22 protein-coding genes and 1 riboswitch are annotated in these 26,365 nt (G+C 42.6%); of the genes, 14 read left to right on the top strand and 8 right to left on the bottom strand.

Going from position 1 to position 26,365, the window contains the following annotated elements:
- Nucleotides 1-51 precede the first annotated feature (51 nt).
- The 9 genes from L2748_RS10720 (at nt 52) to L2748_RS10680 (ending at nt 9,015) form a co-directional block, all read left to right on the top strand.
- Complete coding sequence (locus L2748_RS10720) at nt 52-1,137, top strand: hypothetical protein (protein ID WP_220780702.1); 1,086 nt, start codon at nt 52-54, stop codon at nt 1,135-1,137.
- A 171-nt stretch (nt 1,138-1,308) separates the two neighbouring features.
- A riboswitch (TPP riboswitch) is annotated at nt 1,309-1,407 on the top strand.
- A gap of 146 nt (nt 1,408-1,553) precedes the next feature.
- Nucleotides 1,554-3,557, top strand: coding sequence for a phosphomethylpyrimidine synthase ThiC (thiC, locus tag L2748_RS10715; protein WP_220780701.1), 2,004 nt, complete (start codon nt 1,554-1,556; stop codon nt 3,555-3,557).
- 2 nt (nt 3,558-3,559) lie between these two features.
- The gene (gene thiE, locus L2748_RS10710; RefSeq protein WP_220780700.1) at nt 3,560-5,140 is read left to right on the top strand and encodes a thiamine phosphate synthase; all 1,581 of its coding nucleotides are present in this window, start codon (nt 3,560-3,562) and stop codon (nt 5,138-5,140) included.
- Nucleotides 5,141-5,142: 2 nt separating this feature from the next.
- Complete coding sequence (locus L2748_RS10705) at nt 5,143-5,940, top strand: HesA/MoeB/ThiF family protein (RefSeq protein WP_220780699.1); 798 nt, start codon at nt 5,143-5,145, stop codon at nt 5,938-5,940.
- On the top strand, nt 5,933-6,166 hold the full coding sequence (thiS, locus tag L2748_RS10700) for a sulfur carrier protein ThiS (RefSeq protein ID WP_220780698.1): 234 nt from the start codon (nt 5,933-5,935) through the stop codon (nt 6,164-6,166). The genes L2748_RS10705 and thiS overlap by 8 nt, the downstream gene beginning before the upstream one ends.
- A 1-nt stretch (nt 6,167) precedes the next feature.
- Nucleotides 6,168-6,932: a thiazole synthase gene (locus L2748_RS10695; protein WP_220780697.1), complete on the top strand. Its 765-nt coding sequence runs from the start codon at nt 6,168-6,170 to the stop codon at nt 6,930-6,932.
- Nucleotides 6,925-8,160: a 2-iminoacetate synthase ThiH gene (gene thiH, locus L2748_RS10690; RefSeq protein ID WP_220780696.1), complete on the top strand. Its 1,236-nt coding sequence runs from the start codon at nt 6,925-6,927 to the stop codon at nt 8,158-8,160. Before L2748_RS10695 ends, thiH begins: the two co-directional genes overlap by 8 nt.
- Before the next feature lie 235 nt (nt 8,161-8,395).
- Nucleotides 8,396-8,728: a hypothetical protein gene (locus L2748_RS10685; RefSeq protein ID WP_220780695.1), complete on the top strand. Its 333-nt coding sequence runs from the start codon at nt 8,396-8,398 to the stop codon at nt 8,726-8,728.
- A 68-nt stretch (nt 8,729-8,796) separates the two neighbouring features.
- Nucleotides 8,797-9,015: a hypothetical protein gene (locus tag L2748_RS10680; RefSeq protein ID WP_220780694.1), complete on the top strand. Its 219-nt coding sequence runs from the start codon at nt 8,797-8,799 to the stop codon at nt 9,013-9,015.
- Between the two features lie 67 nt (nt 9,016-9,082).
- Here L2748_RS10680 and L2748_RS10675 read toward each other — a convergent pair whose 3' ends face one another.
- Nucleotides 9,083-9,448: a response regulator gene (locus L2748_RS10675; protein WP_220780693.1), complete on the bottom strand. Its 366-nt coding sequence runs from the start codon at nt 9,446-9,448 to the stop codon at nt 9,083-9,085.
- Between the two features lie 229 nt (nt 9,449-9,677).
- On the opposite strand from L2748_RS10675, the gene L2748_RS10670 reads away from it, so the two are divergent.
- Both L2748_RS10670 and L2748_RS10665 read left to right on the top strand, forming a co-directional pair.
- Entirely contained in the window at nt 9,678-9,926 is a 249-nt protein-coding gene (locus L2748_RS10670; protein WP_220780692.1) for a chemotaxis protein, read from the top strand.
- Between the two features lie 218 nt (nt 9,927-10,144).
- Nucleotides 10,145-12,565, top strand: a complete 2,421-nt coding sequence (locus tag L2748_RS10665; RefSeq protein WP_248957699.1) for a hybrid sensor histidine kinase/response regulator — start codon at nt 10,145-10,147, stop codon at nt 12,563-12,565.
- Nucleotides 12,566-12,607: 42 nt separating this feature from the next.
- On the opposite strand, the gene L2748_RS10660 is transcribed toward L2748_RS10665, so the two are convergent.
- From L2748_RS10660 to cmoA, 7 genes are read right to left on the bottom strand one after another with little or no spacing between them, the layout of a single operon-like run.
- Nucleotides 12,608-13,597 (bottom strand): DUF3541 domain-containing protein, encoded by a 990-nt coding sequence (locus L2748_RS10660; RefSeq protein ID WP_373317195.1) that lies wholly within the window; start codon nt 13,595-13,597, stop codon nt 12,608-12,610.
- A 40-nt stretch (nt 13,598-13,637) separates the two neighbouring features.
- The gene (locus L2748_RS10655) at nt 13,638-15,452 is read right to left on the bottom strand and encodes a M3 family metallopeptidase (RefSeq protein ID WP_246616128.1); all 1,815 of its coding nucleotides are present in this window, start codon (nt 15,450-15,452) and stop codon (nt 13,638-13,640) included.
- Nucleotides 15,412-16,362, bottom strand: a complete 951-nt coding sequence (locus L2748_RS10650; RefSeq protein WP_220780689.1) for an alpha-L-glutamate ligase-like protein — start codon at nt 16,360-16,362, stop codon at nt 15,412-15,414. Before L2748_RS10650 ends, L2748_RS10655 begins: the two co-directional genes overlap by 41 nt.
- Nucleotides 16,362-17,870 carry a UUP1 family membrane protein gene (locus L2748_RS10645; protein WP_220780688.1) on the bottom strand — a complete coding sequence of 503 codons (1,509 nt, stop codon included), beginning with the start codon at nt 17,868-17,870 and terminating at the stop codon, nt 16,362-16,364. Before L2748_RS10645 ends, L2748_RS10650 begins: the two co-directional genes overlap by 1 nt.
- A gap of 11 nt (nt 17,871-17,881) precedes the next feature.
- Nucleotides 17,882-18,637, bottom strand: a complete 756-nt coding sequence (locus L2748_RS10640; protein ID WP_220780687.1) for an ATP-dependent zinc protease family protein — start codon at nt 18,635-18,637, stop codon at nt 17,882-17,884.
- A 22-nt stretch (nt 18,638-18,659) separates the two neighbouring features.
- Entirely contained in the window at nt 18,660-19,652 is a 993-nt protein-coding gene (gene cmoB, locus L2748_RS10635; protein WP_220780686.1) for a tRNA 5-methoxyuridine(34)/uridine 5-oxyacetic acid(34) synthase CmoB, read from the bottom strand.
- Complete coding sequence (gene cmoA / locus L2748_RS10630; protein ID WP_248957698.1) at nt 19,649-20,380, bottom strand: carboxy-S-adenosyl-L-methionine synthase CmoA; 732 nt, start codon at nt 20,378-20,380, stop codon at nt 19,649-19,651. Before cmoA ends, cmoB begins: the two co-directional genes overlap by 4 nt.
- Before the next feature lie 149 nt (nt 20,381-20,529).
- Between cmoA and L2748_RS10625 the strand changes: the two genes are divergently transcribed.
- The 3 genes from L2748_RS10625 to L2748_RS10615 all read left to right on the top strand — a co-directional run bounded on the left by L2748_RS10625 (nt 20,530) and on the right by L2748_RS10615 (nt 26,364).
- On the top strand, nt 20,530-23,349 hold the full coding sequence (locus L2748_RS10625) for a diguanylate cyclase domain-containing protein (protein WP_246616274.1): 2,820 nt from the start codon (nt 20,530-20,532) through the stop codon (nt 23,347-23,349).
- A 326-nt stretch (nt 23,350-23,675) separates the two neighbouring features.
- A complete protein-coding gene (gene aspS / locus L2748_RS10620; RefSeq protein ID WP_220783159.1) occupies nt 23,676-25,469 on the top strand; it encodes an aspartate--tRNA ligase in 1,794 nt (597 codons plus the stop codon).
- A gap of 151 nt (nt 25,470-25,620) precedes the next feature.
- Nucleotides 25,621-26,364 (top strand): YebC/PmpR family DNA-binding transcriptional regulator, encoded by a 744-nt coding sequence (locus L2748_RS10615; protein WP_220783160.1) that lies wholly within the window; start codon nt 25,621-25,623, stop codon nt 26,362-26,364.
- Nucleotide 26,365: the final 1 nt, after the last annotated feature.

Below are 26,365 nucleotides of genomic sequence, written 5' to 3'. Positions count from 1 at the left end.
TAAATTACAGCTGAATAGGGATAATAGTTCAAATAGGATCAAGTTAACTGCATGAAGCAAATAACCGTCAAAAAGGATTTCAATGCTAAGGTTGACGCTAGCGTCGATGACAAAAGACATTTTACGGCATACTCAGCGACTGATACTTGCTTAGATGATAGGTTGATAACGGTATTTTATGGCGCTGAAGGTGTTCTAGAACCCAGCGCTTATTTTATTCAGCCTCTAAACATCGATAGACAGACTGAGGATAGCCGCCACGGTCGTTCCTCAGTTAACAATAGCGTTATATTACAAAACCCTGTTACACCAATAATGCGAGATAATACCGCAACCAATGTGTTATCTAAATCGTATATAGCAAGATCTCGATTATCACCATTTTCAGTGCTGATTATTAGCGTGCTTTTAGTGCATGTTGCTGTCATTGTTGCGGTCAACTACTTTTGGGTTAGACCTACTGTAACCGTTAATAAACTGGCCGAGACTACAATCCAATCTTACTTATACCAAGCGCCAAAAGCTGAGCCTTTGTTAGAGAGCCGATTAGAGAGTAAGCCAAGTGCAGCAACGCCATTAAAGGATAAGCCTGATGATAAGCTCGCTGTTAATAATCAGGATACGGCAAGGATTAAGCACACAGAAGTTCAAGAGCCTAGTAAACAAATTAAGTCTGCGCCCAAAACTGACTTATCACAGGAAATTGATGATAAAGCTAAAGTGACAACTGCATTATCGACCCCGAGTGCTAATACATCCAAAGGTACTTCAGCAAAGCGCTTTACCCAATCTTACCTTGCGAAACAGCGGGCGAATAAACTTGATGAACTGGTCGTAAGTAGCGCGGCTAACTATAGCCAAAAACGCTCGTTAAGTGAGATGGATGGCGAAATGCAGGAACTCATTTTTCCGGAGATAGATAAGTACAGTAAGGTGGTCACCACCGATCATGTACTGGATCCTAATCGCATCGTTAGAAAAGGCGATACTTGCTATCGCATCGTTAAAATTGGCGACCAAATTAACCCTTATGCCGAGACTATCGGTTACCCTTTCAATTGTGGTGGAGACAAGGTTAAAAAAGCAATTAATGAGGCTATCGCTGCTCGACTAGAAAAGCGTATGCTGGGGAAATAATAATAAAAATTTGTTTGATAAAAACTCAAGGTGATGACCGTCTCCTATAAAGCAGATGTTAAAAGTTAATAAATATCAGTTGCTTATATTTTTCTAGTTAAGTCTTTAACGTCTGGTCTAATTACTTTTTAAGCCCTTGTATCTCACCTACGGATAGGTCTATACTGCCAGCTCATCTTGTCGGAGTGCCATATGGCTGAGACCGTTAATTCGGGATCCGTTGAACCTGATCAGGCTAGAACCTGCGAAGGAAACAAGCGAAATAACTGCATAAAATGACTTTTAAATGAGCGCCAAAGCAGCATTTCGGTGGTTACGTGTAACTAGAATTTACCCTAGTTATATGTTCAACTTTTCACATTCTCAATTTCTCCTGACAAGCAACTTCATTTCTTTTTTATAAAGTGAGTTTGCTAATGTCAAATCGTCGCGAAACCCGAGCTCAAGCTCAACAATTTATTGATAACCTAAAACCGCTACAGCACCCAAATTCTGAGAAAGTTTACCTTGAAGGTAGCCGTGCCGATCTTAAAGTGGGTATGCGCCAAATTCATCAAGCTGATACCTTAATTGGTGGTGACGAACAAAACCCCGTATTTGAAGCTAATCCGCCATTAAAAGTGTATGACTGTGCGGGTGCTTACTCAGATCCTGATGCCGAAATAGATGTGCGCAAAGGTCTTGAGAAGTTTCGTGAAAACTGGATTGAAGAACGTGGTGATACTGAGCAGCTAGCGGGTGCCAGTTCGGGTTTTACCCAACAGCGCCTTGCCGATGATGGTTTAGATCATCTACGTTTCGAGTCTTTATTACCACCACGCCGCGCCAAAACAGGTAAACGTGTTACGCAATTACATTACGCTCGCCAAGGTATTATTACCCCTGAGATGGAGTACATTGCCATACGTGAAAATATGGCAAAAGCGGAAGTGACCGATCCCATTTTGACCCAAAAAGATAAGGGTGAAAGCTTTGGCGCAGCAATTGGTGAGCCAATTACCCCAGAATTTGTTAGGCAAGAAATTGCCCGTGGCCGCGCAATTATCCCACTGAACATTAATCACCCTGAAGCAGAGCCGATGATTATTGGTCGTAACTTCTTAGTCAAGGTTAACGCCAATATTGGTAATTCTGCGGTGACCTCCTCAATTGAAGAGGAAGTTGAGAAGCTAGTTTGGTCAACCCGTTGGGGCGCCGATACGGTAATGGACTTGTCGACGGGGCGTTATATTCATGAAACTCGTGAATGGATTATCCGTAACTCGCCAGTGCCAATCGGCACGGTACCTATTTATCAAGCGTTAGAGAAAGTTAATGGCGTTGCTGAGGATCTTAACTGGGAAACTTTCCGCGATACGTTAATCGAGCAAGCAGAGCAGGGGGTGGATTATTTTACTATTCATGCCGGCGTATTACTGCGCTATGTGCCGATGACGGCTAAACGCTTGACCGGCATTGTTTCTCGCGGTGGCTCGATTATGGCGAAGTGGTGTTTATCGCACCATAAAGAAAATTTCCTTTATGAACACTTTAGAGAAATTTGTGAGATCTGCGCAGCTTATGATGTGTCGCTGTCATTAGGCGATGGAATGCGTCCCGGCTCAATTGCCGATGCCAATGATGAAGCGCAATTCTCTGAGCTAGAAACCTTAGGCGAGCTGGTGAAAATTGCTTGGGAATATGGCGTGCAGACCATTATTGAAGGTCCGGGTCATATCCCGATGAATCTGATTAAAGAGAACATGGATAAGCAATTAGAGGTGTGTGATGAGGCGCCGTTCTATACCTTAGGCCCACAAACTACTGATATTGCGCCGGGCTACGATCATTTTACCTCTGGTATTGGCGCTGCAATGATTGCTTGGTATGGCTGCGCCATGCTGTGTTATGTCACGCCTAAAGAGCATTTAGGCCTGCCAAACAAAGAAGATGTTAAACAAGGGCTAATAGCCTATAAGATTGCCGCGCATGCTGGTGATGTGGCGAAAGGGCATCCTAGTGCGCAAATTCGTGACAATGCCTTATCAAAAGCGCGCTTCGAGTTCCGCTGGGAGGACCAATACAACCTAGGTTTAGATCCTGAAACCGCCCGCGCTTATCATGATGAATCTTTGCCGCAAGAGTCAGCTAAAGTCGCACACTTTTGCTCTATGTGTGGCCCTAAGTTCTGTTCAATGAAGATCACTCAAGAAGTACGTGATTATGCCGCGGCGCAAGAGCGTGAAGCTGCAGCCAAAAATATTGATATTAAATCTGCCGCAGAATATGAGTCTTACAACAGCAGTGAAGCTGAGGCGACAAAACTGGCGGTTGAACGAGCGCAAGGTATGGCGCAAATGTCGGCCGAGTTTAAGGCGAAAGGTGCAGAGCTTTACCATGAGGCAAGTAATAAACAGCCTGATGTAGCACTAGAGGACTAATCATGGCAAATCCAGATGCGTTATCTGTGAATCGTCCTATTGTATGGACTATAGCGGGCTCAGATAGTGGCGGTGGTGCGGGTATTCAAGCTGATCTGGCAACCATGTCAGATCTTGAGGCCCACGCTTGCAGTGTGATCACCGCAGTAACCGCGCAAAGCTCGGTTACTGTGGCGTTGGTTGAGTCTGTATCAAGCAAAATGTTGCAGTCTCAGCTTGATACTTTAGCGAGTGATTTACCGCCAGCGGCGATAAAAATAGGCTTGCTGGCCGATCAGGCTCAAATAGAGCTGCTAGCTAAATGGTTAACAGAGCAGCAAGCTTGTTGGTTGCAATCAGGCAAAAACGTGCCTGTGATTCTCGATCCTGTGATGGTGGCTACTTGCGGTGATGCCCTAGCAAATGGTGGCGGCTTAGACTTTACGCCGTTTAAAGGGTTATTAACCTTAATCACGCCGAATGTGAGTGAATTGGCTGTGCTTGCAGCCACTGAGCTTACAAGTGTTGATGCATGTATTGCTGCTGCCCAAAAGCTATCTGAAACCTTAAATACTTCAGTGTTAGCAAAAGGCGGTGATAATGGGCCTGCTTGGTGTCAGCAGCAAGCTAACGATTTACTGGTATGCACCGATGTTGATGGGATCTCTGATAAGCACCAGTGGCAGAGATTTTGGCTATCGAGTAATCGAATTGATACAAATAATAATCATGGTACAGGCTGCACATTATCGTCTGCTATCGCAGCGGTAATGGCTCATGGCTTTGTGCTTAATGATGCGGTGGTTGTGGCTAAGGCTTATGTAAATTCGGGGCTTAAGGCCAGCTATCAGATAGGTCAAGGCCCCGGCTGCTTGGCAAGAACGGCTTGGCCGAAGGAGTTAGTTGATTTTCCATACATCAAGCTTGTGACGACCAACGAAATAGAGCCTATGCCGCTTAAAACTTATAGGCATGAGCAAGCCAGTTTCAAGCAGATTGAAGAGTCCTTGGGGCTTTACCCTGTGGTTGCAGATGTTGAAATGCTCGAAACCTTACTTAAAGCGGGTGCTAAAACAATCCAGTTAAGGGTAAAAGATCCTACTGATGTAACGCTTGAGCGCAGCATTATTCAGGCTATTTCACTTGGCCGTGATTACAAGGCGCGAGTATTTATCAATGATCATTGGCAATTGGCGATTAAACATCAAGCTTATGGGGTGCATTTAGGACAAGAAGACCTTATTGCTAGCAACCTAGAACAGCTGCGCGCTGCCAAGCTGGCGCTTGGGCTATCTAGCCATAGCTATTTTGAAATATTGCTGGCTAAACAACATAAGCCTTCTTATATCGCGTTCGGTCATATTTTTCCGACAACCACTAAGGTTATGCCTTCAAAGCCACAGGGACTGAATAAATTAGCCCGCTATGTGTCGTTAATGAAAGGGGAGCTACCGATAGTCGCGATAGGCGGTATTGATGCTGCATGTGTCAATAGCCTTAAAGCAACGGGCGTGGATGACGTTGCCGTGGTGCGTGCCGTCACTGAGGCTGATGATCCCGCTGCCGCCTTTACTGCGTTGCAGCAAACCTGGTGGGAGTTGTAGAGATGCCACTAACTGATAAAGAGTTTATCCGTTACTCACGGCAAATCTTATTGCCTGAAGTTGGTGAGGCGGGTCAGCAAACCTTTGCTGATGCAAAGGTCGTCATTATTGGCATTGGCGGCCTAGGTCATCTCGTAGCGCAATACCTTGCGGCTGCAGGTATTGGTCATCTAACACTGGTGGACGGTGATACGGTGGAAGTGTCCAATTTACCACGCCAGCTGTTGTTTGATGATAGTGACTTAGGTCTATATAAAGCCTTAGTGGCTAAAACAAAACTCCGCCGAGCTTATAAGCAAACGGGCGTTTCCGCTGTAACTGAACATTTAAACCACAACAATGCTGAGTCAGTGCTAAATAGTGCTGAGATTGATTTGTTGCTCGATTGCAGTGATAACTTCGCGACTAGGCATTTTATTAATCAGTTAGCGATTAAGCAGCAAATTGGTCTAGTGTCAGCATCTGCTGCCCACTTCCAAGGACAATTACTCAGTATTGATCAACATGTAAGTCCACAATCAGGCTGTTATCACTGTTTGTTTCCAGCTGACATGCGAGTTAATCAGAGCTGTCAAACAGTGGGGGTATTGGGACCTATGGTCGGTACTTTGGCATCGATGCAGGCCTTGATGGCTTTGCAATTGATAATGGGTAATAAAGCACTGATCGGTAAACTGTATCGTTTTGATGGTAATCAGTTTAGCTGGCGAGAAGCCCGTTTACCCCGTAATCCTGAGTGTAAGATTTGTCGTCAACAGCAAGTAGCACCCGATCCGTTTACGGAGAAACATTATGTATAAAGGTAAAGACTTCATTGCAGTGAGTATCAATGATGAAAGTAAGCTGATAGCGGCTGATTCCACTGTGCAAAGTGTGCTTGAAAGGTATACAGAACTGCGAGGCGTGGATATTAGCGCGATCGCCGTTGCGATTAACAGTGAAGTATTGCCTCGTGCTCGTTGGCAGGCAGAACCTTGCCTCACGGGTGATAAGTTTGAGATTTTTTCTGTGGTAGCAGGAGGTTAACATGCTAAAAATTGGCGATTATCAATTTGAATCAAGACTGTTTACCGGAACAGGTAAGTTCGCCGCGCCGCAGACCATGCTAGCGGCAATAGCGGCGTCAAAATCACAGCTAGTCACTCTAGCGGTAAAAAGGCTTGATCTTAATACCGGTAGTGACAACATATTGCAGCCCCTACGTGATAGTGGCGTTAAATTACTGCCTAACACTGCCGGCGCGCGTAACGTAAAAGAAGCCGTTTTTGCTGCGCACTTGGCTCGTGAAATGCTCGGGACTGATTGGGTGAAACTAGAAATACACCCAGACCCTAAGTACCTGATGCCAGATCCTATCGAGACGTTAGCGGCGGCCAAGATCTTATGTGAACAAGGTTTTACGGTATTGCCCTATGTGCACGCCGATCCGGTATTGTGCCGTAGACTTGAAGAAGTCGGCTGCGCCGCAGTCATGCCATTAGGTAGCCCAATTGGCTCCAATCAGGGCTTGGCGACAGAAACCTTTTTAAAAATCATCATCGAGCAGGCAAATGTACCTGTCATTGTTGATGCAGGAATTGGCGCGCCTTCACAAGCGACTCATGCTATGGAGCTCGGCGCTGATGCTGTGCTCGTTAATACCGCCATTGCTAGCAGTGCTGAGCCTGTGACTATGGGGCGCTGTTTTGCACAAGCCGTTGATACGGGGAGGCAGGCATACCTTGCTGGTTTAGGAGCCGTGAGTCAGCAAGCGCAGCATACGAGCCCATTAACAGGTTTTTTAAATGACTAATTTAACGCAGCAAGCGGCATTTAATCACCCAAGTGATGAGCGGCACTCGAGCAACGCAGAAACGAGTCGTCCGCAAACCAGCGACTCACAAATCAGCTACTCACAAACTAGCCATCAACAAACAAGCTTTGTGGATGTGTTTAAAAAGCTGTCTCGTGCTGATTTAACGCTTAAGCTTTACTCGCAAACAGCTTGCGATGTTGAGCGTGCATTGCAAAATCCTGCGGCTAACCTCGATAGCTTACTGGCATTGTTATCACCTGCCGCTGAGCCGTATCTTGAACAGATGGCGCAGCAAGCGGTGGCGCTCACTCGTCAGCGCTTTGGTGCTAGCATTGGCATGTATATTCCGCTGTATCTATCCAATCTTTGTGCTAACGAATGTGATTATTGCGGCTTTACCATGAGCAATAAGATAAAGCGTAAAACCCTTTCTAAAGCAGAGATCACTGATGAGATCCGTCCGATAAAAGCCATGGGCTATGACTCTATCTTACTGGTGTCCGGTGAGCATGAAACTAAAGTTGGCGTGCCATACTTTAAGCAAATGTTGCCTGTGGTGCGTCAGCATTTTAGCTACGTGGCTATGGAAGTGCAGCCGCTAGAAGAGCAAGACTACCGGGAGTTGGTTACAGAAGGGCTTGATGCGGTGATGCTATATCAAGAAACCTATAACCCTGTGACTTATGCGGAGCATCATACTCGGGGTAAGAAGAGCGACTTTGCTTATCGACTTGAATCACCCGATAGAGTGGCGCGAGCCGGTGTTGATAAAATTGGTTTAGGGGTGTTACTCGGTTTAGATGATTGGCGGCTTGACGCGCTATTAATGGGGCATCATTTAGATTACCTTGAGAAAACCTATTGGCGCAGTCGTTACAGTATTTCTTTACCAAGATTAAGACCTTGCACCGGTGGCGTTGCCCCCAAAGTAGAACTTACCGATAAGGGCTTAGTGCAGATGATCTGCGCCTTTAGGTTGTTTAATCAACAGCTTGAGATTAGCTTATCAACTCGTGAAACTCCTGAGCTTAGAAACAACTTGTTTGCACTGGGTGTGACCAATGTGAGTGCAGGGAGCTCAACTCAGCCCGGTGGTTATGTCGAGCCTAATACTGAACTGGATCAATTTGAGATAAGCGATGAGCGTTCACCGCAACTTGTGGCTAAAGCCATGCTTGAACGCGGATTGAATCCTGTATGGAAAGACTGGGAAAGTGGCTGGTAGTGTGGTCTATTCGCTTTATAACTGTAGTAGAGCAGGGAGCTTATGCTAATAAGTGATCTGCAGTAAGCTTATAGATGAATTATTTGCGATTGCTTTGGTTTTTAAAAGCTATAGTCTAAACGTGTTAATTAGTACCCGCTTCAAACACATTACTACTCAAATGTACTAATTCAGATATACAGGTACCAGTAAAGCACTTGCTTTATCTTGGGTAGAGCAGCAGGAATGCAGTGAAATGTTTAAAAATAAGAAACGGTTAGAGTTTGATGGCCATTCAATAACTGTCAACTATAGTGGCTTATCGGGTAAACTTAAGGTGCTAGAGGGGGAGCGAGTCATACTGGAAAAGTTTTTGTGGCAACCCTATAAAAGTTACACTATTACCCTTGCAGAAGAACGCTATCAGGTTAAAGCATTGCTGTTTCCGGTTAATAGTATAGGTATATATCAAGACAAACGCATTATCTGTAAATCGCTGTTTCCAAAGTTGAAATATACGGGGCTTGTGACCTTTAGTTTGAGCAGTATTAAGGGGCTAGCCTTGTTTTTATCATTAATGATGGGGTGATCTTCGCTGATAGCACATGCAGGGACTTAAAATAGTGAATTACAACAGAGTAAATAACGGAGCAAAGGATGGTGTCTTTACGTAAACAGATGGAGCAACATCTTTGTTGCCAATGTAAGCATCGTAATAGTGAAAAAGTGACAGTGATATTTCGCTTTTTGCCCAACATTGTTGGTTATCCAGTGGGGCTCACCATACTGACATTAGTGGGGATCCAGCCCTGGCCGATAAAGTTACACTGCCAATCTTGCGACAATTATTTTTTTGCTAGCGGTATTCACCATTAATCAGGTACACAGTACTAACGAATAACATCATCATAGCACCACCAACTTATGAGTGGTGATTGTTTGACTATTGCAGATGTTTTTTTAACATGACAAACACTTCTGTAGGGCTAATAGGTTTGGATATATAGCCATTGGCGCCTAGCCTTAATGCTAAATTCTCATCAGACTCTTCTGAGAGGGCACTGACAATGATCACTGGAATAGCTTGTGTCGATGGATCGTCTTTTAAATCTTTCAATACTTGATAGCCGTTTTTGCCCGGCATCATAATATCTAAAAATATAAAATCAGGGCTTTGTACACTGGTAATATCGACAACATCAAACCCAGAGTTTACGGTTGTGACTTGGTATTCATCACCTAATATTGACAGCAAAAGGCTTGAGCAAAAAGGATCATCATCTACAACCAGTATTCTAGTTTTATTCATTTAGACTTCCCCTAAGCGGATTTGTGAAGATTTATTGTAATCAAAAAGGCTAACATTTAATTTCGATAAAGGCTATTGATAGGCGTATTTTTGAGCTGCAGTTTATCTAGTTGTTATCACAAGTTAATTGTAGTTAGTGTATTCATATATACGAGTTTTTAAAACGCTATACTTTGTATCATTCCTGTATGATAATCGAGCTAATTAAGTTTGGTTGTTGGATGACATTATGCAAATACCACCAAGTATTATTTCGGGAATGAATGGCTTTCAGGCTGCACAGACTGATTTAACCCAAGCCACAATTGATATAGCTGGTGCAAGCCAGTCAGTTGCAGGAACAAGTGTGGTCGCAGCAGAAGATACTACCCAAGCATTAGTCGATGTCGCTCAAGCGAGTATCAATGCTCAAGCCTCTGCAGAGGTCATACAGACCTCCTATGATATGCTAGGTAGCATAATCGATATAAAAGTTTAATTGCTGTCTATTTGAGTCGAACAGGTATAACGGCTGTTATGTATACTGTTACTGATTCTCGCAATTCTATAAGCAACCCCCTGATATTTTAGCCTATAGCGCTACTTTTCGTCTCTTTCTTACTATTAGTCACTGCTTCAGTGTATATTCTTAGCGCTAACTTGGTGGAAGCCGCTTATTTGACCTATTGTTTATATGCATACTCTTAAGGGGCGCATATGTCTAAACAAGGAAGTTGGTCAATAAAGCAATACTTGCTAGCAGGTAGCATAGCTATCATCATTTTATTGATTATTAATATTGCAATGGCGCAATACGTATCTAAAACAAGAACAAGCCTATTAACACTAGAGAACGAGGTGGTCGTAGCGGCAAATACCTTATTAATGATAAGGCGTAATGAGAAAGACTTTATTAGCCGAGTAGAGCAAAAGTATCAACTTCAGGTAGTAACCCTTCGCGCTGAATTAGAACAGCAATTAACTCGTATTAGTTTGCAGTTAGCGAGAAGCGAGTTAGCTGTTAGTTATGATAATCAAAAGGCAATCGCTAACCTTAGAGCATATCAACAGACATTCTTTTTGCTTGTCCAAGAAATATATAGAATAAAAGGGATTGCTGGTCAGCAAGGCTACCTACAGTATTTCGAAAATAGTTCTAAAGCTCTCCAGTTACTTACCAATGAGCTGCAAGATACAGAATTATTGACAATGATAATCAATGTACAAGCGACGGTTTTTAACTTTTTTGAAAGCTATAACCCACTTTTGTTAAGTGATATAAAACTACAGTTTAATTTGATTGAAGATGAAATTGGGACAAAAGAGCAATCAAAGCAGCCGCTATTAGAAGCATTTATCGCTTTTGAACGTGCATTTTTTCAGTTACAGCAGGCGCAAGAAAGTAAAGGTTACTCAGAATCCTTAGGTTACCATGGTGCGCTTAGAGCAAATGTCCATAGTGTTGAAGCAAGTCTGGATAATCTGTTTAACCAAATTCCACAGCAGGTTGAAAAGCGAATTAGCGTACTTACACGCAATCGTTCTGTGATTGAATTATTATTAGTATTATCAATAATTTTTATCCTTTACTATATTTTTCACAGCATTACTCGAATGGAACGAGGTCTTATTTTTGCAAGGCAAAAAGAGGCGCAAGCCAATAGAGCCAAAAGCTCATTTTTAGCCAATATGTCCCATGAAATAAGAACGCCGTTGAACGGGATTATCGGCATGACCGAGATCTTAACTGATTCAAACCTTTCGGCTATTCAAAAAGACTACTTAGCGACAATAAACTCTTCTTCGCAGACATTGCTTATGTTAATCAATGATATTTTGGACCTTTCCAAAATAGAATCTGGTCATCTGGAGATCTGCCCCCATACCTGCAGTATCAAAGAAGTCATTTATGATACAGCAGCACTGATTGCGCCTAAAGCACAGCAAAAAAATATCGCTCTACGGATCACTATGGCGCAAGATATTCCTACTTATATAAAAGCCGATGAACAAAAGTTACGTCAGGTGCTAATGAATTTAGCCTCTAACGCAATAAAGTTTACCGAGTCCGGCTCTGTGTCTTTTCAGTTAGTTATTGAAGCGGAGACGGACAAGGATATTTGTTTGTTATTTTCGGTTAAAGATACAGGGTGTGGTATCGATAGCAGCAAACATGAGCGAATTTTCGAGGAGTTTCAGCAAGCTGAAAGCAATACATCAGTTGAATATGGTGGCACAGGCCTAGGCTTATCTATTTCTGCAAAAATAGTCAGTATGATGGGAGGTAAAATTGTCATTAACTCGACTAAGAATATGGGCAGTGAATTTTATTTTTCATTGGTTTTCAGTAAACAAAAAAAGCCACGCATTGATGAAAAATCACATCAGCATTTGATTTATTGTGCAACTCAGCACAATCCTTTGTTGGTGCAAAACATTAAAAGCCTAAATTATCAACTTGATAAAACGCACAAGGTTGAGGAGGTTATTCCTTTACTCAAGCAGTCAAGCGTGATTGTTCTCAACATTGAGGATGTATCTTCTAAAGCAGTACTGGCAAGAATTGCGGCTGAATTCTCAGGTAGTCCGTTGCTTATTGCAAGGCAGAATAACGCTAAGCATGAAGACTTTGGCGATCTCGTTGCGGGTTATATTACTTTACCCTTGTTAGGTGTTCGTTTAGACACTTTGATTAAGTCTATAAGCCATCGCTATCTGCAGAAGGAAATTTTTGCTCCGACTCCAGGAAAAGCCAAAAATAACAAAAGAATGGTGCTGGTGGTAGAAGACAATAAAGTTAATCAACAAGTTGTTTCAATTAACTTGAATAAATTGGATTTACCTTACCTTATTGCTAATGACGGTAAAGAAGCGCTAGAGCATTATAAGCGTAACATTGGCAACTTTTCGGTCATTTTAATGGACTGTATGATGCCCATTATGGATGGGTTTGAAGCGACAAGGGCGATACGGCTATTTGAGCAACAAGAAGATGCACAACGGGTAAAAATTATCGCCTTAACGGCATCAATTTTGGATGATGATATTCAAAAGTGTTTTGATTCAGGGATGGATGACTACTTACCTAAACCGTTTAAGCGAGAAGTGTTAGTGGATAAGCTTGCTAAGCTGCATTGAAGAAGCGTTAAGGGACGCTGTTTAGTCCCTTAACGCTGTTGTTTATTGTTTAATTGGCGTCACTTGCTTTGGAAGATACTTTTTAGTGGCCTTCAATTCAGATAAGTAAGGGCCTTTGTGTAAGTTCTCAGGCCAATCAAGTAGCATCATAGCCAAAACATTTCGGTGCTCTCCCATCACCAGATCAGGCTTGCCACGAGGAGAAGGAATTATCTGCTCTTTGGTATCAAAAGCATTGAGAATATGCTGCTGAGTCTTTTTTACTACCGGGTGTTCAGCTTTACCTGCAAGTAAGAAGCTAATGCCAACTTCAGCAATAATATCGTCAGTTGCATCTTCTAGGATACGGTCAATATTGTGCTCAAAATGGTCTAATATCCAAGCAAATTCCTGTGCATTAACACTATGTTGGTAATATTCACTGGCAGCAAAAATAAAGTGTGTCATGCCATAAAGCTTATTTCGGTATTGCTTTTTATCTAGCTGTTTATCTTGGCTATCAGGATAAACTTCGATAAAGGCTTGTTTATAATCTGCTAGGTAATCACCCACACCAATTTGTTTTGCCCAGTACACATAATTAATGAGTTGAGCAGCCCAACTTTTTATCATCGCTTTGTCGGTTAGTCCGGTTTTTAAATCGGCTTTTTTAAGCGATGCCGTCAATTTATCATGGCACGGACCTGTAAACCCGAACTCATTGATTCGACTAGAATAACGCAGTAACACATCGGTATAAAAAATAAACTCAGGAAACGGTTGCAGTGCTTTTTTACGCGCTTTGGCCCGTGGACCTTTGCCTAGCACTGAAATCGCTTGCTCTGCTTGTTCGGAGATAAATCCAGGTTTATCAATATTACAGGCATAAAAAGCCTGTGCTTCTGTTACGGCGTATAGGTCGACAAGTGCAGCATTGGCGTATTTTGCATCGCCAGTCATTCGATATTGACGTATACCATAATGTCCTTGAATACGCGGAGGAAGCTCGAATAGATGCTCTTCGAGGTTTGCTTTTATTCTTTGATATACCATAGCCTTATTGGACTCTGTGACAGCAAGGTCGGCGGCAAAACTATTGGCGCAAAAAAGTGCAGCTGCGAGGGTGCTGATCTTGATGATTGAAGGCATATTGAGTCCTTTTGATGAGTGAGTCACTGGTTATTGGCTCCCCTAGTAATAATTGCAATCGAGTTGCTAAATCGCTAGCGGTTTCATTAACCACTAAGTTGTTGAAAACACGTTTTTGATTCTGACAGTCTTTTGTCGACTGGTAAATATCGTTAGCGACGGCTTGCTGCCAGATATTTTGGTAGTAAATTGGCCCTTGGTACACAATGGCGCTAAAACTATAAGCTGAGTCGCTGATATTATCCCAATTCTTACCAAATGCGAGCGTAAACGCTTTATTTAAATCGAATTTGTTAGTGCTGTCTGCTGCTAAATAAGTATTGAGTGCGACCTTAGCGCGAAACACCTGTAGCTGCGCTGAATAACGCTGCAATATTGCCTCTCTGCTACCCTGTGTCGGCGTAGGTAAAAGTTTAGCTTTAAGCCAAGTTTGCAGCCAAAGCAGGTCGATTTGGGCGCTGTCCTGAGTTTCGCCTAGGGTATTATTAAGATAATACTTATCGCCACTGGCTAATTGACTAACAATTTGCGCAATTACGTTAATTACCTGACTTTGGGTTTTGTATTGGTTTAAATCAGTGAGAAGGGTTAATTCAAATTGACCAAACTGCTGGCCAACCACGGTATGACGAATCGCTTTCGCCTTAATCCTTTTACCAAGGTTTACATAAACCTCACCAATTAATCGATCTTCATGGTAAATACGATACAGCTTTGGATTAACCTCAGAAAAGCGGATCCCAAGCGTTTCGAGTACAGTACCTATTTGTTGTAGCCATAGCTTTGAGCTGTATGACTCGACTTTTGTTGACTGCGCTTTTGCAAGTAACTGGCCGAGATCCCAAGGGGCGATATTAATAGCTTGAGTTTGCGCATCTAAAAATTTGGCGACTAAGCTCGGCTCTGCTAGCCATTGCTGACTCAGCATAGTATCAACATAGTCAGTAAAACCTGCTTGTGTGGCTTGTTGTTGGCGCAACTCAGTGATTTGCATGAGTGCGGTGTGGTTCTTTACCGAAGCGCGCCCTTGATATGCCTGCCAAACTTGTTTTCGGCACTGCTCATTAGGCTGTTTAATTAAATAGCTTGCTAAAGAGTCGTTAAAGGATTTGTTACGCTGAGGTGTGACTTGCTCAGTTGTTACTTGTTCAGTAATCGCTGCAGTCTGATCTAATTTACAACGCTCGCCAATAAAATTCAGGCTTAATGACTGGCTACTCACACCTTGCTTAAAAGTCGCCTGCGCCGTATGTAGTTGCGCTTTATCGTAGGGCTTTTCGGTATTTTTAGCTAAACGATTGATGCGTTTTGCTAATGCTTGAATATTGGGGTCTTGACTGGCTGCGAGTTTAAAGCGAATGGATTGAAATTCTGCAGACTTAAAAAATAGCGCTAGCTCGTCAGCTAGATATAACTGACATTGCAACACACGCTCACGGTCAGCGTATGTGAGTGGAAAATGACGATAATACTTGAGTCTATCGTTGATATTGAAAAAGCCAATGAGGTTTCGTTCAAGCGCGATGGCTTCGTTTTCAATAATAAAACTAATGTTTTCGTTAGGCTTGTTAGCTTGATTATCTAAATTGGACTTAGTTGGAAACTGATAATTAAGACATTGCTCGACTAACAGTGGGATAGGAGATACGGCAGCATAAGCTGCCGTATTAAAGCAAAATAAACACCAGATAGCTGGCTTTAACAGCCATTGACGCAGATTAGCTGTTGGCACTGAAATGGATTTTGGCGTATGCCACACGTTCTTCGACTGTCATATTATGGTTGCCCATTTTTTCTACATGACGAAGGTTAGGTAAAATACCGCGACCATTAGCAATTTGAATCGCTAAACCTGGACGGGCATTTAGCTCAAGCAACAGTGGGCCTTTATTTTTATCTAGCACCATATCGGTACCGAGATAGCCAAGTTCTGACATTTCATAAGCCATTGAGGCTGTATGCAATAAGGTATCCCACTGCGGAACCTGTATCGAAATTAGCTCTTTTTGCGTATCAGGGTGCAAATCTATTGGCTGATCAAATTGCACTGCATGTAGGCCTTTGCCTGTTGCAATATCAATTCCGACACCTACAGCCCCTTGGTGCAAGTTTGCCTTACCGTCAGATGCCGCCGTTGAAAGACGCAACATGCCCATGATTGGGAACCCCTTGAAAATGATTAGACGAATGTCTGGTACACCTTCATAAGAGTAGCCATCAAATACAGGATCAAACTGAATCAAGCCTTCGACAATGGCTACATCAGGTTTTCCACCTAAAGAGAACAGTCCACTTAATACGTTAGATACGTGTCGGTCAACTTCTGAAGGGGTAACTTCTTGTCCATTAGGTTTGTAGTAGCGGCCGTTTTCAACTTTGGTAACCACTAAGATCCCTTTACCGCCAGAACCTTTAGACGGTTTAATTACAAAGCCGTCAGTGTCGTTGACCATGGCTGGAATGTCAGCAATTCCGTGTTGTTCAGATACAGTACCAATTAAGTCTGGCACGGCGATGTTATTCGCCAATGCCAATTGTTTAGTGGTTAACTTATCATCGACTCGTTTGTAGTACTTACGTGGGTTATATCGACCAATGTAGTCGATATTACGCTTGTTCATACACAATACACCATTTCGGCGTAGATCTGACGGCTTAGCTAGAAACATTATTTTTCTCCAGCTAGTGGCTTAAAGCGTTTAAGCTCAAGCAGGCGATATCCTGTGTATTGACCCATTAGCAGTACTAGAGCCAAAATGACTAAGTGAATGCCGAGGAAGTTAAATACCCAGTGCTGTACCCAAGTTGCGCTCATTGCTAAATAAGCAAGTGTTGCTACAAATAGGCTGCCGCCACCTTGTACGATAACTTCTTTAGGGCCTTCTTCTTCCCAAAGGATAGACATTCTTTCGATTGTCCACGCTAAGATGATCATCGGGAAGAAAGTAATCGTTAAGCCTTCGCTTAAGCCAAACTTGTAAGACAACAAGGTAAACAAGCCGATAATACCGATCACCACGATAATAACGGCGGAGATCCTGGATATGAGCAATAAGTTAAGCTCTGATAAGTAAGAGCGGATCATCAAACCAAATGCAACAATTAGAAGGAAACCAATTAAACCGGTGAATAGGGTCGTTTGGATGAATGCTAATGCAATCAAGACTGGCATAAAGGTACCTGAGGTCTTGATACCGATAAGTACTCGCAGGAAGACCACGACCAATACACCAATTGGGATCAGCAAAATACCTTTAAACAAGCTCTGTTCTTCGAGTGGTAATTGATAAAGCGAGAAATCTAACGCGTTGTCGTTTTTCATCACATCAATTGCTGTAGCTAGCGCTGAGCGAGTATCTTGCAGCATAGAGAAGTTAACTTGTGAGTTAACGCCGCCAATTACATCAAGTACTGAGGTACCAGAACGGTCCCATAACAATAAATTGTCTGGGCGGCCCTGGCTGCCATCTTCTGCGTTAAATAGATGCCATTCACCGTCATTATAGACTTCTACGAAATTTGACAGTTGCTGTCTACGGCGCTGATCTTCTAAGTAAAGACCGCTGACTTCTTTAGCGGGTATGCCTTTACTATGCAGCATTCTGATAAATAATTTGGTCGGTGTATTACTGGTTAGCAGTAGCTCAATATTCTGGCTGCGCTCGTTAGCATTTAACACTTTGTTTAATTGCTGTGCGAAAGACAGATTAGTTGCACTACGCGACCAAACCTCTTCAATTGCCTGTTCAGCAGCCGCTTGTTCAGTTGCTGGCCAAATATAAGCAGCAGGCGCTTGAGGCTCATTTGGATCTAAAAGCTTGTCTTGACCGGTTGGGATCAATGTGACTTTGTAATAAAGATCTTGGGTGCCAGTTGCGCTACGAACAGACCAAATCGCTCGGCGGTCAATGGCATTATTAGTAATGGTTAAACCATAACCCGGTGAAGTGGCATTTTCGACCAAGATTTCGTAAGCAGGATCTTCTGGTAAAGAAAAAGAGACTTCTGCTGGCTCGCCAGTGCCACGAAAGCTCACCTTGGCGTCGACTGCCCAGCTCTGTACTTGTTTTCCTGGAACAAAAGGTACGCTGTGCTCGATTCCGCGGTAAACACTCGCGGCGATACCTGCAATAAATAGCAAGGCAACTAAAATATAAAAGGGTTTTCTAGAATGCATTTACATTTATCCTATTTATTGGTTTTAGACGGTTTAGCGTCTTGTTTTTTGCCATGGATAAAAGTTTGTCCAACATCGACAACTGCGATGTCTTGCATAAACTTGCGGCCAAGTAACAGTGGATACTCCAAATGGCTACGGTCGCTTAGATTCAAATCGGTTTCAGCTTTATACTGACCGATCTCTAAATGCGCGTGGATGACTGGACGACGGTCACTCTTATCTTCAGCATCTTGCTTAATTCTGACAAAGCGCTCGACTTTAGATTCGAATGTTTGAGCAGGTTGCTTATTGCCTTGGGTGAAGACATCGAATCGAACCCATTGGCTGCCATCTCTTTCAAATAAAATAATGTTACGGGCGTCGAGTGAAGATGACTCTGCACCAGTATCGATTCGGGTTTCAAAGCTGGCTTTGACTTCATCGACATAGACATTTTCTATGGCGCCAAGCATAAACTTGTCACCGTTAGGCGAAGGAGGGCATTGCACTGGAGCGACAACGGGCACGACGGCCTTTTCTTCTTTGACATTTAATTGGGCAACATTAGCTTTAAGTTCATCAATTTGTGCCGTTAAGGTTTCAAAAGCGGCAGCTTGGCTTTGATTACAGGTATTAATCGCACCGAGAATATTACTTTCTTGCTTGGTTAAACTGGCTTCTAGTGCAGTCGCATCAACTGGAATTGGTACATTTTTATCGGTAGTTGTTGCACAACCGGCAAGGGCTGTTGATATTGCGGCAATACAAATTATCTGCTTGAACATAGTGCTTCCCATTTACTATTGGCTAGATTAAATCTTTATTTGGTTGATTTTTGGTGGCAATGATCGTGGCTCTTTTCGGCGCCGGATAGCCTTCTACTGTTAGGCTAACATCATTAGGGTCTAAATAATCAACTAATGATTCATTTAGCATCCATTGTGTACTTCTTTGTTCTGCAAGAGAAGTTACATCGACATCAACACAGCGTATGTCGGTGAAATCACACTTCTTTAACCATAGCATTAGCGCATCGACAGAAGGTAAAAACCACACGTTATTCATTTTACCGTAGCGATCTTTAGGTACCAAAACGGTGTTTTCGTCACCATCTACCACTAGCGTTTCAAGTACTAATTCTCCGCCAGTACGTAGCTGATCTCTTAACTGATAGATATGATCAATAGGGGAGCGGCGATGATATAACACGCCCATTGAAAATACGGTGTCAAATGCATCGAGTGCCGGTAACTCTTCAATACCTAGTGGCAGGAAGTGAATAGGGTGTTCATTACCTGCTAAGCGCTTAACGGCTTCAAATTGGCACATAAACAGTGGCGATGGGTCAATACCTACCACGTGTTTAGCGCCTTCACCTAACATGCGCCACATATGGTAGCCGCTACCACAGCCTACATCTAAAACGGTACGGTTTGCTAATGGTGAAATATGTGGCACAACGCGGTCCCATTTCCAATCAGAGCGCCACTCGGTATCGATTTCAACACCATGCAAAGAGTAAGGGCCTTTACGCCAAGGTTTAAAAATCGCTAATAAGTTTTCTAGCTTTTCTCTTTCGCCATCACTAAGTTGCTCCCCTGAACCAATTTTTACACTGGTTTTAAAGTCGATGATGTCAGCTTCTGGATAGTGCAGCTTATTAAGTACTTTTTCCCACTTAGGCAATGAACCGTGTTTATGTTCACGTTGCCATTGGCCGAGAATTGAAGGCAGCGTTTCAAGCCAATGTTGTAGACTTGAATCTGAAATATGTTTGTAAAACGAGCTAAAACTAATCACTTAATTGCCACCATTGATGCAAAGTTAAAACATTGGAACCACACGCTGAACTCGCTAAACCCTTGTGATCTGATCCGATTCTCATGTTCAATCAGTGTATCGGGTTTCATCACATTCTCTAATGAACTGCGTTTCTGACTGATCTCTAACTCACTGTAACCATTTGCTCTTTTAAAATCGAGATGCAAGTCATCTAATGTTGCTTGAATTTTATCTTCTTTAAAATAAAGCTTTTCAGAAAGAATTAATAATCCTCCAGGAATAAGACCTTGGTAGATATTATTAAGTAAGCTTTCTCGATCACTTGGTGCAAGAAACTGCATGGTAAAGTTAAGTACTACCATCGACGCATTTTCGATTTTAATGTCGCGAATATCACCGCAGATAAGCTCCACTGGGGTTTCGCTCACGTAAGCAGAAAGGTTTTCTTGGCAGCGCTCAATCATCGACTCACTGTTATCGATAGCGACGATTTGGCAATTTCTGCCTTCTACTCGGCGGCGAATGCTTAGGGTTGCCGAGCCTAAGGAGCAACCTAAATCGTATATTTTACTATTTGGCGCTGCATATTTTTGTGCCAGATCACCAATAGTATTAATGATTTGTCCATAGCCAGGCACAGAGCGCCTAATCATGTCATTAAAGACACCGGCGACTTTGTCATCGAATTGGAAATCGCTGACTTGTTGGTAAGGCTTGGCAAAAAGATTGTCTTGTGAAGAGTTCATGTGATCAGATTGTGGGAGTTCAACACTTTATTCTAGCTAAACATGGCAGTTACCAGCAAGAGTAGTACTGGAAATTACTCATAAAATTTTGTCTAATAGCAATAATAAAACAAAAAGCGCACAATAAATTAACGCTATTGGGGATGTAATTGAAAACTATCGTCTGTTTGTTGTTTGCCTTCGTAACAACTTTCTTTGCTATTTCGGCAGAAACTAAAGAGTGGCAACAGAATACTCCTTTAGTTATTGCCATGAGTAACGATACTTATCCCTTCCAATTTGTTGATGAAAATAATCAACCGAGTGGCCTGTTAGTTGATATTTGGCTTGAATGGGCAAAGCAGACAAACACCCAAGTTGTATTTAAACCGAGTGACTGGGTTCAATCTTTGGCTAACTTAGAAAATGGCATTGCCGATGTTCATATTGGTATGGCAAAAAATAGTACTAGAGAATTGAATTACGATTTTATGCCTGAATTGTTCAGTTTTCATAGCTTCTTGTATGTTAACTACCAACTTCCTCAATTAGATAACTTATCGGATGTATTACCCTACAAAGTGGGGGTCGTTAAAGGCGCTGCGCAGATAAACATATTAAAAGCACAAGAGCCTAAACTCGCTTTTAGTTATTTCGATAACCGTACCGACTTAATGCAAGCAGTCATAAATGAAGAAGTACTGGTGTTTGTTGGACTCGAAGGTTTTTTACGAGAGAGTCAGATTAATCATAAGGTTTCTATTCAGTATCCAAAAGAAAATCGAAAATCGATAGCACAGTTTGCATTCTCCCCAGCGGTCGCGAAAGGCAACCAGAATTTGGCGCAGCAGGTTACTCAAGGTTTTGCGGCAATTACGACAGATATTATGCAAGGTCATATTCATCAATGGCTTGGTGAACAGCGTTATCAAAATGAAATTGTTATTTCTATGCAGTCCGGTGTTGGTCCTTATGCAGATTTAGGTGCCGATGACTTACCACATGGTTTACTGGTTGATATATGGAAATTATGGTCTGAAAAAACCGGTTTGCCCGTACGTTTTTTGCCCGCAAATATGCAGCAGAGTCTAGACAATGTTCAACGAGGCGTTGCAGATGTGCATTTAGGCTACCCAGAAAGCGCAACCATGAAATCAGGTCTTAACCGAACCCACCCGATATATCAGGTTAAAAGCCGGCTTTTTTCTTACAAAGCCCGATTACACTCGTTAACAGAGTTAAAAGGCAGTGTTGTTGGGGTTGCGCCGACGTCTCCCTATTTAAATGAACTTGCTGACGCGCTTCCTGATAGCCAGCTGCGTTATTATCCCTCAGTTGACGCCATGATTGATGCAGCGATAAAAGGTGATATTAGTGCTTTTGTTGCCGCTGGTGCTTGGACCCAGCATTACTTGTTACTTAATCAAAGTTGGGACTTGTTTTTTCAGTTCCCTGATCTCGAGTTTAATACCGATCTTTACGTATTGAATCGTAACCGAGATGTTGGTTTTGCAGAGCGAGTGGCCTCAGGTTTCAAAAAACTGTCACTTGCGGAACTGACCAAGATTGAACAGAAGTGGATGCTTAATCCGAATGACCGAATCTACGGTTTGAAAACGGGTAATTTGATTTTATCTTCTGAGCAAAAAAGCGTAATCGAAGCGCTCGGTCCAATAAAAGTAGGCTACTTACGTGATTGGCGTCCGATGGAGTTTGTAGAAGAGGGTAAATATGCGGGCATAAATAGTGATGTGATTAAAATAATTGCTAATGCACTAGGTTTAACGATACAAACCATTGTTTTTGACGATTGGCAGTCTTTGCTTGATGGACTGGTTAGCGGCAAAGTGGATATGGTTGGGAGCGTAGCGAAGACGCCTGAACGAGAATACCAGCTTGGTTTTTCTGATGCCTACTGGCCGGCACCTTGGGGCTTGGTAACGCCCCATAGCTATCTTAACGTATTTGATTTAGAAGAGCTAAGTGGTCAAAGGGTTGCAGTAGTTGAGGGCTATCATATTGTCGGGCAATTGCTAAAAGAGTTCCCTCAATTAAAGCTTGTTTTGGTGTCTGATAGTCAAGCAGGTTTAAAAGCGGTTGATCAAGGTAATGCTGATGTTTTCATTGATAAAGTGGTTAATCTAAGTAGTGGTTTGCGAGGCGGGAAATACTCTAGCCTAAAAATGTCAATATTGGTTGATTTTGCTGAACAACGCAGTCATATCGGTGTACATAGCAGTAAAAAAGCATTGCTGCCGTTTATTAACATGGTACTAGCGGGGATTGATAATGTAACCCAGCGTCAGATACACCAAAAATGGGTCTCTCAAACCATCGAGATTGGCCGCAATGAATATGAAAAACAGCTTAAATTTGGCTTGATGATTTTCGCTATTTTGGTGTTAGGTGTTATAACCGCATTACTTGCTAATAGGCATTTACGTTGCGAGATAGCTAGACGTATTGAAGCAGAGTCTAAGATGGCTCATTTTGCAAAGCATGATTGTTTAACTCAATTGCCTAACCGTTCCTTAATCGACGACCGATTGGAGCAAGCTATTTTGTCTCATACTCGCGATACTGGCCAATTTGCTGTTGTTTTTGTCGATCTAGATGGTTTTAAGTCAATCAACGATGAGTATGGACATCATGCAGGCGACCTACTATTAACTCATGTGAGTGAACAGCTTAGGAAAAGTGTTAGACAATCCGATACCGTTGGCCGAATTGGAGGTGATGAATTTGTGATTATTTTGAATAATATTCGTCAATACCAGTCTGTTGTTGATGTCGCTGAAAATATCTTAAATAACCTTACGCAACCTTTTATTATTCAAGGCCACACTGTTACCACATCTGCGAGTATTGGGATTGCTTTCTTTCCACAGGATGGTGATACGGTTGATACGCTGTTAAGAAGTGCAGATAAACAGATGTATCGGGCTAAAAATGCGGGTGGTGGTACATATAGATGTGTTCCCCTCTGCTAAAGTATACAAAATTCGGCTAGTGAAATTGAATTTGGACAATTTTTGAATGATGTCTGTGCCGATTGCAGTTGAGCATAGAAAGCTAGGTTTTTACCTGTGATTGCAGAACATCTTTTTGTTATATGAATAATGGCTAGACTCGGTTAATTTAATAGGATGTCTGCCTAATTAGCTTATTCATTTAAATTTTTCTGCCAAATTGATTGATAGTTAGCCGACTAGTAAGAAGTTATTTGGAAAACGGCAATATTTCTCTATAATGCCCGTTTTGTCTTGTTTTGAACCAGATCCTCAAACATCGCTTTGCGGAATAAAGGAAGAGTTAAATGCGCAGTCATTATTGTGGAGACGTCAATAAGTCTCACGTAGGTCAAGAAGTGACCCTAGTGGGTTGGGTTAATCGCAGCCGAGATTTAGGCGGCGTTGTTTTTCTCGATCTTCGTGATAGAGAAGGTATCGTTCAGGTTGTTTATGATCCAGACCTTCCTGAAGTGTTTGATGTTGCAAGCACACTACGCAGCGAATTTTGTGTTCAGATTAAAGGCCTTGTAAGAGCAAGACCTGATAGCCAAGTTAACGCTGATATGCGTACTGGTGAGATTGAAATTTTAGGTCTAGAGCTCACTATTTTGAATAGCTCTGCGCCACTGCCAATCAACATGGACAAAAATCAGCATAACACTGAAGAGCAACGTCTAAAGTACCGCTACTTAGACTTACGTCGCCCAGAAATGGCTGACCGTATTGTATTCCGCTCTAAAGTGACCAGTGCTGTAAGACGTTTCTTAGATGGTAACGGTTTCCTAGATATCGAAACCCCAATCCTGACCAAAGCAACACCAGAAGGTGCGCGTGATTATTTAGTACCAAGCCGTACTTATAAAGGTCAGTTCTTTGCATTGCCACAGTCACCACAATTGTTTAAGCAGTTGTTGATGATGTCTGGTTTTGACCGTTACTACCAAATCGTTAAGTGTTTCCGTGATGAAGACTTACGTGCTGACCGTCAACCAGAATTTACTCAGATCGATATTGAAACCTCATTCATGTCTTCTACCCAAGTAATGGATAAGACTGAAGAAATGGTACGCGGCCTGTTCAAAGAGCTGTTGAATGTTGATTTGGGCGAGTTCCCTAAAATGACATTTGAAGAAGCGATGCGTCGTTTCGGTTCAGACAAGCCAGATTTACGTAACCCGTTAGAGCTTATTGATGTCGCTGATATCGTTAAAGACGTTGAGTTCGCGGTATTTAATGGTCCAGCAAACGATCCAGAAGGTCGTGTTGCGGTACTAAGCATTCCAGGTGGCGCTAAACTTTCACGTAAGCAGTTAGATGAATACGCTAAGTATGTGACTATTTACGGTGCTAAAGGTCTAGCTTGGATGAAGGTTAATGACCTTGCTCAAGGTATGGAAGGCATTCAGTCTCCAGTACTTAAGTTCCTAAGCGAAGATGTGGTTAAAGCGTTACTTGAGCGTACTGGCGCACAAACTGGCGATCTAATCCTATTTGGTGCTGATAAAGCTAACATCGTTGCTGAGGCAATGGGTGCACTACGTCTTAAAGCGGGAGAAGACTTTGACTTGCTACAAGGTGAGTGGAAGCCTCTTTGGGTTGTTGACTTCCCAATGTTTGAACGTACATCTGACGGCGGTTTGCATGCAATGCACCACCCATTCACTGCGCCAAGCAACATGACGCCTGAAGAGTTAGAAGCGAATCCAATTGCTGCTATTTCTGATGCATACGACATGGTACTAAACGGGTGTGAATTAGGCGGCGGTTCGGTACGTATTCACGATAGCAAAATGCAGTCAGCAGTATTTAGAATTCTAGGTATTAATGACGAAGAAGCGAGCGAGAAGTTTGGCTTCTTATTAGAAGCATTGCGTTACGGTACACCACCACACGCAGGTCTTGCATTTGGTCTTGACCGTATCATCATGTTGATGACAGGTGCGAGCTCAATTCGTGACGTGATGGCGTTCCCGAAAACAACCACAGCAGCTTGTCCGTTAACAAACGCGCCAGGGTTTGCTAATCCGGTTCAGTTAGCTGAACTTGGTGTCAGTGTTGTTGAAGCTGAGCCAAAAGCTGACGCTAAAGACGCTGAATAATAAAGCGTGATTAAGAGCCGAGTTAAGACTCGGCTTTTTTTTCGATAAAATATACCCAAGTAACTTACATTTAAAGCAAATAGGCGCATTACCGTCGCTTAAGTCGCTTAAGTCGCTTAAGGTTGTTTGGGTATAAATTAAGGAGATAGAGATGGCAGGTCATAGTAAATGGGCCAATATTAAGCACCGTAAGGCTGCTCAAGATGCAAAACGCGGTAAATTATTCACTAAATTTATCCGTGAATTGACAGTTGCTGCGCGAGAGGGCGGATCAGATCCTGATTCAAACCCACGTTTACGTGCGGCGATTGATAAATCTCTTTCAAATAACATGACTCGTGACACCGTTGAGCGCGCGATTAAACGTGGCGCGGGTGAACTCGATGGCCAAGTTTTAGAAACCATTATTTATGAAGGTTATGGGCCAGGCGGTACAGCTGTACTGGTCGAAACCATGACTGATAATAAAAACCGCACCGTATCAGGTGTGCGTAATGCATTCAGTAAATCTGGCGGTAACCTAGGAACTGACGGTTCAGTTGCTTACCTTTTCGATAAGAAAGGCATTATCTCTTATGAAGGGGTTGATGAAGATACGGTCATGGACGCGGCATTAGAAGCCGGTGCTGAAGATGTGGTCACCCATGAAGATGGCTCAATCGATGTACTGACCTCGCCTGAAGATTTCGGTAGTGTTAAAGATGCACTAGACGCTGCAGGACTCGAATCTGTTAACGCAGAAGTGACTATGGTGCCGTCAACCAAAGCAGACTTAGATGCCAATACTGCGCCTAAGTTTTTACGCTTAATCGATAATCTAGAAGATCATGATGATGTACAAGAAGTTTATCACAATGCAGAAATTTCTGACGAAGTGATGGAAGGGTTGGAATAAG

The sequence above is a fragment of the Shewanella sairae genome (assembly GCF_023283535.1).
GTDB classification, from domain to species: Bacteria; Pseudomonadota; Gammaproteobacteria; order Enterobacterales; family Shewanellaceae; genus Shewanella; species Shewanella sairae.
Note: the sequence above shows the minus strand (reverse complement) of the source record. Positions and strands in the feature narration are given on the sequence as shown.

Coding starts and splice junctions, on each gene's coding strand:
- L2748_RS10695 (WP_220780697.1), top strand. CDS start 6,168: ATGCTAAAAATTGGCGATTATCAATTTGAATCAAGACTGTTTACCGGA.
- L2748_RS10670 (WP_220780692.1), top strand. CDS start 9,678: ATGCAAATACCACCAAGTATTATTTCGGGAATGAATGGCTTTCAGGCT.
- thiE (WP_220780700.1), top strand. CDS start 3,560: ATGGCAAATCCAGATGCGTTATCTGTGAATCGTCCTATTGTATGGACT.
- L2748_RS10660 (WP_373317195.1), bottom strand. CDS start 13,597: ATGGTATATCAAAGAATAAAAGCAAACCTCGAAGAGCATCTATTCGAG.
- cmoA (WP_248957698.1), bottom strand. CDS start 20,380: ATGAACTCTTCACAAGACAATCTTTTTGCCAAGCCTTACCAACAAGTC.
- L2748_RS10705 (WP_220780699.1), top strand. CDS start 5,143: ATGCCACTAACTGATAAAGAGTTTATCCGTTACTCACGGCAAATCTTA.
- L2748_RS10685 (WP_220780695.1), top strand. CDS start 8,396: ATGTTTAAAAATAAGAAACGGTTAGAGTTTGATGGCCATTCAATAACT.
- thiH (WP_220780696.1), top strand. CDS start 6,925: ATGACTAATTTAACGCAGCAAGCGGCATTTAATCACCCAAGTGATGAG.
- thiS (WP_220780698.1), top strand. CDS start 5,933: ATGTATAAAGGTAAAGACTTCATTGCAGTGAGTATCAATGATGAAAGT.
- L2748_RS10680 (WP_220780694.1), top strand. CDS start 8,797: ATGGTGTCTTTACGTAAACAGATGGAGCAACATCTTTGTTGCCAATGT.
- L2748_RS10675 (WP_220780693.1), bottom strand. CDS start 9,448: ATGAATAAAACTAGAATACTGGTTGTAGATGATGATCCTTTTTGCTCA.
- thiC (WP_220780701.1), top strand. CDS start 1,554: ATGTCAAATCGTCGCGAAACCCGAGCTCAAGCTCAACAATTTATTGAT.
- aspS (WP_220783159.1), top strand. CDS start 23,676: ATGCGCAGTCATTATTGTGGAGACGTCAATAAGTCTCACGTAGGTCAA.
- L2748_RS10645 (WP_220780688.1), bottom strand. CDS start 17,870: ATGCATTCTAGAAAACCCTTTTATATTTTAGTTGCCTTGCTATTTATT.
- L2748_RS10665 (WP_248957699.1), top strand. CDS start 10,145: ATGTCTAAACAAGGAAGTTGGTCAATAAAGCAATACTTGCTAGCAGGT.
- L2748_RS10720 (WP_220780702.1), top strand. CDS start 52: ATGAAGCAAATAACCGTCAAAAAGGATTTCAATGCTAAGGTTGACGCT.
- L2748_RS10615 (WP_220783160.1), top strand. CDS start 25,621: ATGGCAGGTCATAGTAAATGGGCCAATATTAAGCACCGTAAGGCTGCT.
- L2748_RS10640 (WP_220780687.1), bottom strand. CDS start 18,637: ATGTTCAAGCAGATAATTTGTATTGCCGCAATATCAACAGCCCTTGCC.
- L2748_RS10650 (WP_220780689.1), bottom strand. CDS start 16,362: ATGTTTCTAGCTAAGCCGTCAGATCTACGCCGAAATGGTGTATTGTGT.